7 protein-coding genes are annotated in these 8610 nt (G+C 54.8%); 5 read left to right on the top strand and 2 right to left on the bottom strand.

Features of this window, described 5'->3' with window-relative positions; genetic code table 11:
- Both K5905_RS20590 and K5905_RS20585 read right to left on the bottom strand, forming a co-directional pair.
- Window positions 1–353: cyclic nucleotide-binding domain-containing protein (locus tag K5905_RS20590; RefSeq protein ID WP_297587135.1), on the bottom strand; the 353-nt coding region annotated here is incomplete at its 3' end.
- Window positions 354–449: 96 nt separating this feature from the next.
- A complete protein-coding gene (locus K5905_RS20585; protein WP_297587132.1) occupies window positions 450–3032 on the bottom strand; it encodes an ATP-binding cassette domain-containing protein in 2583 nt (860 codons plus the stop codon).
- 220 nt (window positions 3033–3252) lie between these two features.
- Between K5905_RS20585 and K5905_RS20580 the strand changes: the two genes are divergently transcribed.
- The 5 genes from K5905_RS20580 to K5905_RS20560 form a co-directional block, all read left to right on the top strand.
- Window positions 3253–4470: a glycosyltransferase gene (locus tag K5905_RS20580; RefSeq protein ID WP_297587130.1), complete on the top strand. Its 1218-nt coding sequence runs from the start codon at window positions 3253–3255 to the stop codon at window positions 4468–4470.
- 41 nt (window positions 4471–4511) lie between these two features.
- Complete coding sequence (locus tag K5905_RS20575; RefSeq protein ID WP_297587127.1) at window positions 4512–5732, top strand: glycosyltransferase family 4 protein; 1221 nt, start codon at window positions 4512–4514, stop codon at window positions 5730–5732.
- Window positions 5733–5752: 20 nt separating this feature from the next.
- Window positions 5753–6880: a glycosyltransferase family 4 protein gene (locus tag K5905_RS20570; RefSeq protein ID WP_297587124.1), complete on the top strand. Its 1128-nt coding sequence runs from the start codon at window positions 5753–5755 to the stop codon at window positions 6878–6880.
- Complete coding sequence (locus K5905_RS20565; RefSeq protein WP_297587122.1) at window positions 6877–8031, top strand: glycosyltransferase; 1155 nt, start codon at window positions 6877–6879, stop codon at window positions 8029–8031. Before K5905_RS20570 ends, K5905_RS20565 begins: the two co-directional genes overlap by 4 nt.
- 61 nt (window positions 8032–8092) lie before the next feature.
- Window positions 8093–8610, top strand: a 518-nt coding sequence (locus K5905_RS20560) for a methyltransferase domain-containing protein (protein WP_297587119.1), incomplete at its 3' end; no start/stop codon positions are given.

The following is an 8610-nucleotide window of genomic DNA, read 5'->3' as shown; positions in this document are numbered from 1 at the left end:
TTCAATAGTTTCAAGAAGTCATCCTTTGAAACAGTCAGGACGTCCATGTTGTTCGCAGCAACCAGTGTCGCGGTACGCGGAACATCGCAGAGGATCGCGATTTCACCTACGATGGAGTTTTCCGAAACTTGTGCAACTTTTTTTTCCCCCTCGGATGTATTCACCAGAACGTCCGCCGCACCGGAAAGAATGATGAAAGCACAATCGCCCTCTTCTCCCTGAGAGCAAAGCCGCTCTCCCGAAGGATACTCGGTCCGGTCACTGATAAAGGCCAGCAGACGCAACTTTGTTTCGTCAATGCCATGGAATAGTGGCACCTTCCGGAGAGCTTCGACTTCGGTTTCAAGTGTCATGTTTGCCTCGCAGCTTCTTTTTCTTTTGGCATATTCGCATCAAACCACGCAAATGGAGCCCGCAGAACCTCTGCTTCCAGGAACGCCGTCATACATCTATTCCTTATCTGAAATCCGGCCCTGATCCAAAACATAGCGCCGATCGAATTCAGCCGCTATTTCAGCGTTGGACGTACCGTATAAGAAAGTCTTTCCGGACAAGATTTGCCTTAAATCATTGCGCAAAACTTTGTCGTCTTCAGTCATACCGGTAGCAATATCATCTAATATGGTGATTTTTGCATTTTTCAGTAGACCACGCACCAGTGCAATTCTTCGGCGTTGCCCTGCCGACAGCCGGGAACCGGAAACGCCGACATGATATCCAAACCCCGCATAGATGATCGGACGGCGTAGTCCCGTTTCCTCGACTATCGTGCGAATGACATCATCGATGCGCCTGCGCGCGTCCCGCCGATCGACCCTCGCCCGACCGAAAAGCAGGTTGTCTTCAATCGTAAGCGGGGGAAGATAAACATCGGGATCGAACGCCACGAAGCTGTCGCTGTTTTTCACCACGCTTTCCAGGAAACGCTTGCGTGCCTCAATGACCTCGTCACGAAGCTGGTCCGTCATGACACCGAGACGATGACGGGCAGGAACCAGCTTGAAGGCCAGTCCGGTCAATCGCGATCTGTCGGCATCGGTCAATCCGGGACGCTGTTGGCCGGATTTCGCGATCCGGACAATGCGCTCGAATTCCGGCAGCTCGTCCTGATTGATGAACGAGTATGACCCCAGAAGACCACTGTCCCCGGAAACATTGGAGAACAGTTCCAGCATGGTTTCGGCAATCTTTTGACCGATTTGCTGAAGTTTCAGATCAAACCCCGTTTCGGACAGGAAGGCCTTGACCTCCGGAAGGTCCGGAACCTGATCCATCGTGATTTCGGGATCGGAGGGAACTGCGAAGAAAAGATTGTCCGCAAGGCTTGCGCTGGCATTGAACCCATCCCGGTTCCACAGCTCGACAAGTCCACCGAGTGCCGGTTCGCTGGCGATCCTACCTGCAAGGTTTTTGCGGACACTCAGGATTTTCTCGGCAAATTCATCGTTCATGGAGGGGTCGAACCGCGACTGCAGGCCGAGCCTGTAGATATCGTTGTCGAGCTTGACAGCCTCCAGGAGTTCCAGCGCCTTTTCGTCCAACTTCGCTTCGTTGGCGACACCGGCGGCGGCCAGATCATCCCAGTCCGCGGCCAGATCGTAGACGGGGTTCATGGTCTGCTTGGCTTCGTTGACGCGCCGCTTGTATTGCTTGAGGTCGTCGCCTTCGCGCTCCGGCGGAACCAGTGGCCGGTGCCGCAATCCATAATAGAGGTTGTCACGGATGGTTCCGGTCCAGACGTGAACGGCCCCCCCGACATAGGCAATTTCCCGACCGAGCGTGGAATCGGTCAGCTTGTCCAGATCATGATCTCCAATAAAGACCTTGCCGGAGGAAGCCGACACCAACCCGGCCGCCAGTTGCAGCACTTCCGACCGGCCCGAGCCGTCGGGACCGGCAATTGCGCAGGCACTGCCCGCAGGTACCGTCAGATTGATGTCCATGACTTCCTGACCGGCGGCACCGCCTGAGAAGCTTACATTCTCGAACTTGACGTCCCCGCTCAGTTCGACCATGTCGTCCGCGGTCAGACGTTCGGTATCGTAGATGTCCTGTGGATCGAAATTCTCGACCACTGTCTGGTATTTGACACCGACATCGGCTGTCATCTGATAGAAGGACAACAGCAACTTCCACGGGCCCGCCAGATCCTTGTAGGCAGCAATAACGGCGAGCAGCGCACCGATGCTCAAATTGCCTTCAATGACCAGATAACCGCCAATCAGATAGAAAAAGAACGGCGTCAGCTGGTTCATGAAATTGTTCAGGAACTTGATGAGAAACTTCCGATTGAAGATCTCGTAGCGGATCTTGAAGTTCTCATAGAGACGATCGGAGATATCCGCCGAATGCCAGGCAGCGGCATCGTTGGCATGAATCTCTGCGACGCCCGTAATGCTCTCGCCAACCTTGTCGGCAATCACGCGCACATTCTTGACCCGTTTGCGCGACAGGAGGACAACCCTCTTCTGCAGCATCGGGATGACATAACCCTGGATCGGATAGGAGCTGATCGCCGCAAGACCCAGAAGCGGGTCCTGCATGAAAATGAAGCCGAGCTGCACGATCAGCATGCCACCCTGATAGGCAGGCAGGGCAAAGGCTTCACCGATGTATCCGCCGACATCCTCCACTTCGGAGGTGATCATCGGAATGATTTCACCGGAACTGACTTTGCGAAAATGAGGGAGACGAAATCTTAAGACGCGCTGGAAAAGTTCGAACCGCAAGCGCCGCAGCATGCGCTCGCCGAGGCGGCCTTTGTAGACGTTCAAATAGAATTTCAGTCCATTCGAAACGACGACAAGACCGAGAAAAGTGAAACACAGCAGCACCAGATACGGGATCTGATCGAAATCGAAACCGAGTACCGCCCGAGGAAAATTGTCACCCTGCACCGCGTCATTGACGATCAGTTTCGGCAATTCGAGCAGGAAATAGACCACCGGATACGTGAGTACGGTGACCATAAGAATGAAGATCTGCTGACGGGCGCTGTACTTCCAGATAAAGCGAAAAAGGCTTTTTTCCATTAGCTCATCCAAATAGAAAACGATCAATTATGTTCAAGCAGATCATTTTTGGTATATTAACGATCCCAATACGATGCGCTAGGCAGGATTATCAATTGCCACAAGCACTTTGATGCGTTTCCTTGTCAAAAGTCATGTTCAAAGGGATTTCGGGGCGTGACAAAGTCTCATGAGTTGAGACATAAGCTTCTCTGTGCATGTTTACAAATCTAGGGGCAGTATGAGTTCCAAAACGCCGAAGATCCTGATTTACAGCCATGACTCCTTTGGTCTCGGCCATCTCAGACGATGCCGCGCAATTGCCCAGTCGCTTGTTGGCGATTTCGACACGCTTTCGGTTCTGATTCTTTCAGGGTCACCGATCATCGGAAGCTTTGAGTTCCGCTCACGCGTGGACTTCGTCCGCATTCCGGGTGTCATCAAACTGCGCAACGGTGAATACACCCCGCTTTCCCTGCACATAAATATCGACCACACGCTGGCGATCCGTTCGTCCATCATCGAGCACACAGCCAAGGTTTTCGAGCCCGACATATTCATCGTCGACAAGGAACCGCTTGGCCTGCGCGGTGAGGTCGTCGGTACTCTTGAAGCGCTGAAGGACACCAAGACACGGCTTGTACTTGGCCTGCGCGACGTCATGGACGACCCGAAGGTTCTTCGTGATGAATGGGACCGCAAGAACGTCTACCCTGCCTTGAAATCCCTCTATGATGAAATCTGGGTCTATGGCCCAGAAGACATCTGCGACCCGCTTGAAGGGCTGGAACTGCCTGACGGCGTGATGAAAAAACTGCGGTATACCGGATACCTGCGACGCGAATTGCCCAAAGCAGCGGCCGAGCAACCTGCGCCGACCCCTTTTGGCGAAGAGCCTTACATTCTGGTGACACCTGGTGGCGGCGGTGACGGTGTTGAAATGGTCGACTGGGTCATGCGTGCCTATGAGGCCCGGCAAAGACCCTTGTTTCCGGCTCTCATTGTGCTTGGACCGTTCATGCCTGCAGCCGCAGCCGCGCAGTTCAGCGAGCGTGCAGAACACCTTCGCGATGTAGAAATCATCCGTTTCACGCCGCAGATCGAACCCTATCTTGCGAATGCAACCGCGATTGTCGGCATGGGTGGATACAACACATTTTGTGAAATCCTGTCCTTCGATAAACCGACGCTGATGGTGCCCAGGGTCATTCCACGCCGCGAACAGGCGATCCGCGCAGAACGAGCCGAGCAAAGTGGTCTTTTGAAAGTTCTGCCGATTGACAGATACCCGGATGCGGATCTCATGGCGGATGCCCTTTCGGAATTGCCGAGAACTCCACCCCCCTCGGAAGCCGGCGTTGAAAACCTCCTTGGCGGGTTGGGGGTCATAACAACCAGGGTTGGCGAGATATTCGACGAACAGCTGTCTGAAGATGACCGCAAGCTGGTGAATTTCTAAGTCTCAGCGCCTTCCTTATTTCTCCATTCAAGAGCCAATCGATGTCCCGAATTGCCGTTGTGGTCAAAGGCTATCCTCGCCTGTCTGAAACCTTCATTGCGCAGGAAATGCTCGGACTGGAACGGCGCGGCGTCGAGATCCTGATTGTCGCGCTTCGCAAACCCTACGATCCCTATATTCATGATCTTCACCGGCAGATTTCGGCGGAAGTCATGTATCTTCCCGAGTATGTGAAAGACGATCCTGCCCGGGTAGCCAGGGCAAAACGCTGGGCAGAAAAGCAGCCGACCTATAAAGCCGCCAAGAACCAATTCGACGCCGATTTTGCACATCAACCCAATGCGGACCGGCAACGGCGCTGGGCACAGGGATGTGTTTTCGCTCATGAACTTCCAGAAGATATCACCTGGATCTATACGCATTACCTTCACACCCCCTGCTCCGCCGCGCGCTATGCGGCTCATCTTGCCGGCAAGTCCTGGTCTTTTTCCGCACACGCCAAGGACATCTGGACCAGCCCGGAATGGGACCTGAAGACAAAAATCAATGATGCCGCCTGGGGTGTTACCTGCACGGGCGTCAATGCCAAATACCTGAAAAGCCTTGCAGATGATCCCGGCAAGATCGAATTGCTATACCACGGGCTCGATTTTTCAGGATTTCCGCTGCCATCCGAAACGCCCTCACCTCGCGATGGAAGCGGCGACCCGGTCCGTCTCATTTCCGTCGGCCGCGCTGTTGAAAAGAAGGGCTATGACGACCTCCTCGCTGCTCTTTCGAAACTTCCGCCTGAACTCAACTGGCATTTCAAACATATTGGCGGTGGCGAACTGGCCGATGAATTGAAGACGGCTGCCGATGGGCTTGGGCTGTCTGACAGGATCACCTGGCGTGGTGCGCAGCCGCGCGAAGAAGTGATCTCGTGCTGCCAGCAAGCCGACCTTTTCATACTGCCTTCCAAACTCGCCAAAACCGGCGATCGGGATGGATTACCGAACGTGTTGATGGAAGCCCAGTCGATGGGACGGTGTTGCCTGTCCACAAAAGTCTCGGCCATTCCCGAGCTGATCAATGACGGAAAAACCGGCGAACTCGTCACACCAGGCGATTCTGATGAGCTCGCAAAATCCCTGGAGGGGCTGATCAAGGATCCTGAAAGGCGTTTCAAGCTTGGTCTCGCGGCAGCGACCCATGTGCGAAAGGATTTTTCAACCGATCCCGGGCTTGACCGTCTGGCGGCTAAATTTCGTAAGGTACTGTAAGCCGCAACCCTGGAACCACAATGAAAATCGCCTTTACCGCACCGATGAAACCATTGAACCATCCGGTACCTTCCGGTGACCGGACAATGGGTCGGCTGATCGTCAAGGCGCTGGATCTTGCCGGGCATGAGGTCACCATTGCCAGCACCTTCCGATCCTGGCGCAAAGATGGCAGTGACCAGATTCAAGGCGCAGTGGAGGAAGAAGCGCTTCGGGAAACTGAGCGGATTGCCGATACGTGGCGGGAAAGTGGCTACCGGCCCGACCTCTTTTTGACCTACCACCTTTATCACAAGGCACCGGACTGGATCGGACCTGCGCTGGCGGACCGGTTCGACCTGCCTTACGCCATTGTGGAAGCAAGCCGGGCGCCAAAGCGTCAAAAGGGCGACTGGGCTTTCGGATTTGCAGCGGCAGATGCTGCCCTCTCTCGCGCCGATGCCGTTGCAGCGATCCATAATGCCGATGTGGAGTGCCTGAAGGCCGTCGTCACTCCCGATCATCTTGGCGTTCTGCTGCCCTTTCTGGATGCATCACCCTTTCAACAGGCAGCACTTATCGGAAAACCACCTGCCCAGACACCGCTCAAACTGATTGCTGCCGGGATGATGCGTCAAGGCGACAAGACCAAGTCCTTTCAAGTCCTGGCAGCGGCACTGGCACACTTGAGCAAAGATGCATATCATCTCACGATTGTCGGTGACGGACCGAACAAGGATCATATCCTTCAATTGTTCCCACCGGAGCGTACGACGTTTCTTGGCGCGCTGCCACAGGATCAACTTGCTGCTCAATTTGCCAGCCACGATCTCCTAGTCTGGCCTGCGATCCGCGAAGCGTTCGGGCTCGTCATTCTGGAGGCTCAGGCAGCTGGAACCGGGATCATAGCCGGTGATACCTTCGGCGTTCCGGATATCGTCCGAGACGGTGAGACGGGATTGCTGTCTCCGGAAGGTGATGCAATGGCGTTCGCAGCCAATCTAAAAAAGGTCATCGACGACCCTACACTATCGGACAAGCTGGGCCAGGCTGCCAGCCGGCATATCGCGGACCACCACACGCTTGCCGCCGGCGCGGCACGGCTCAACGCGTTGTTGGAAAAGACACTGCAAAACCACATGGAGCGCGGAAAGAGAATGCCGGCATGAGTTTCAAGGCCTTTATCCATGTTCAGCATCTTCTGGGCACCGGGCACGTGGTCCGTGCCGCCGCCATCGGCAAGGCTCTGACTGCAGAAGGTGTTGAGATCACCCTTGCCAGCGGCAACAGAATTCCGCCGACATTGGATACTGCACATTTGAATGTTGTTGAGCTGCCAGCCTGCAAAAGCCCGGATGCTGCCTTCAAGCGGCTTGTCACCCTGGACAACCAAAATATTGACGAGACTTGGAAATCCGCCCGCGTTAATGCATCGATTCAAGCCTTTGAGGCAGAGGATTACGATCTTTTACTGACCGAGACCTATCCTTTCGGCCGCCGCCAACTCGACTTCGAACTGAGCCCTCTCCTTGAAACGGCCAGGGCGAAAGACAAGCCGCCTCTTATAGCCACTTCCATTCGCGACATCCTGGTGCGCAAGAAGGAGCTCTGGAAAGAAGAGTGGATGGCCGCCCAGGCGTTGAAATATTATGATCGCATTCTGGTCCACTCGGATCCGGAGTTCATTCAACTCGCCGACAGTTTTCCATTCGCCGATCGTGTGGACCATCTTGTTCGTTACACCGGATACGTTAACGGCGGCACGAGGCCACCGGTTGATGGAACGGATGGCGAAGACGAAGTCATCATTTCCTGTGGTGGAGGAGCAGTCGCCGAAGGCCTGCTTTCCGCCGCTCTGGAAGCCCGCCCACTGTCGCGCCGTGCGGAAGATACGGTCTGGCGCGTTCTGATCGGCCACGACATTTCCAACGATGCCTTCGAAATCTACAAAAAGAGCGCCACGCAGGGTGTCGTGGTAGAGCGCGCGCGCCGAGACTTTCCGGAGCTTTTAAAACAAGCTCGCCTTTCCGTCAGTCAAGCAGGCTACAACACTGTACTGGACATTTTGATTGCAGGCGTTCCAGCAGTATTTGTTCCTTTCGCACAGGCAAATGAAACAGAACAGACCCAGCGCGCCCAAGCCCTTGCCAGTCATGGCCGCGCAGTTGTTGCAGCCGAATCCGGACTAACGCCCGAACTGTTGGCTGCAGCCATAGACGATGCGCTTGCTCTGCCGCGAAAGGCCGCTCAGGTAGAGCTTGGCGGTGCTGAAGCAAGTGCCAGAATTCTGTTGAATGATTTGCGGGCCCGCACGGTTTGATCCGTCCTGTTTCGGTGGCATAAAGACGTAATACGACCTATCCGTGAAAGGCAGAGTGTCGATGGAACTGCGCAAATTCAAAGCTCTGAACGATGTGGCCGATACGGCAGACTATATCGCCATATTGGAAGCGTTCGATGCCATTCCACAGCTGCAGGAGTTGAAGGAGCTGGCTCGCCGGCGCGGTGGCATTGCTCCTGGAAAAACAGTGCTGGACATCGGTTGCGGTTTCGGTCTGGAAACTCTTCGTCTTGCACAAATCGTCGGGCCTGACGGCAACATCTGCGGGCTGGACAAGAGCGATGCCTTTGTTGCGGAAGCCAAACGCCGTGCCGACGCTGGAAATTGTCGGATCCAGTACCAGACCGGCGATGCAGTTAACCTTCCCTTTGAAGACGAATCCTTCGACTGCGTTCGGGCAGAACGCATCTTGATTTACCTGAATGACTTCAAGTCAGCCGTTGCTGAAATGCTGCGTGTGTTGAAACCCGGCGGGCATCTGGCTTTGATTGAGCCCGACTTTTCGACGCTTACGATCAATGTGACCAACCGCACACTGCTGCGTCAGGTGATTGATCA

The organism is Roseibium sp. (genome assembly GCF_025698965.1).
GTDB lineage: Bacteria > Pseudomonadota > Alphaproteobacteria > Rhizobiales > Stappiaceae > Roseibium.
The sequence above is the reverse complement of the archived record's forward strand: the minus strand, read 5'-3'. Positions and strand labels throughout refer to the sequence as shown.

What these genes read in the sequence shown, in the direction of transcription:
- K5905_RS20585 (WP_297587132.1), bottom strand. Translation starts at nt 3,032, where the DNA reads ATGGAAAAAAGCCTTTTTCGCTTTATCTGGAAGTACAGCGCCCGTCAG.
- K5905_RS20580 (WP_297587130.1), top strand. Translation starts at nt 3,253, where the DNA reads ATGAGTTCCAAAACGCCGAAGATCCTGATTTACAGCCATGACTCCTTT.
- K5905_RS20575 (WP_297587127.1), top strand. Translation starts at nt 4,512, where the DNA reads ATGTCCCGAATTGCCGTTGTGGTCAAAGGCTATCCTCGCCTGTCTGAA.
- K5905_RS20570 (WP_297587124.1), top strand. Translation starts at nt 5,753, where the DNA reads ATGAAAATCGCCTTTACCGCACCGATGAAACCATTGAACCATCCGGTA.
- K5905_RS20565 (WP_297587122.1), top strand. Translation starts at nt 6,877, where the DNA reads ATGAGTTTCAAGGCCTTTATCCATGTTCAGCATCTTCTGGGCACCGGG.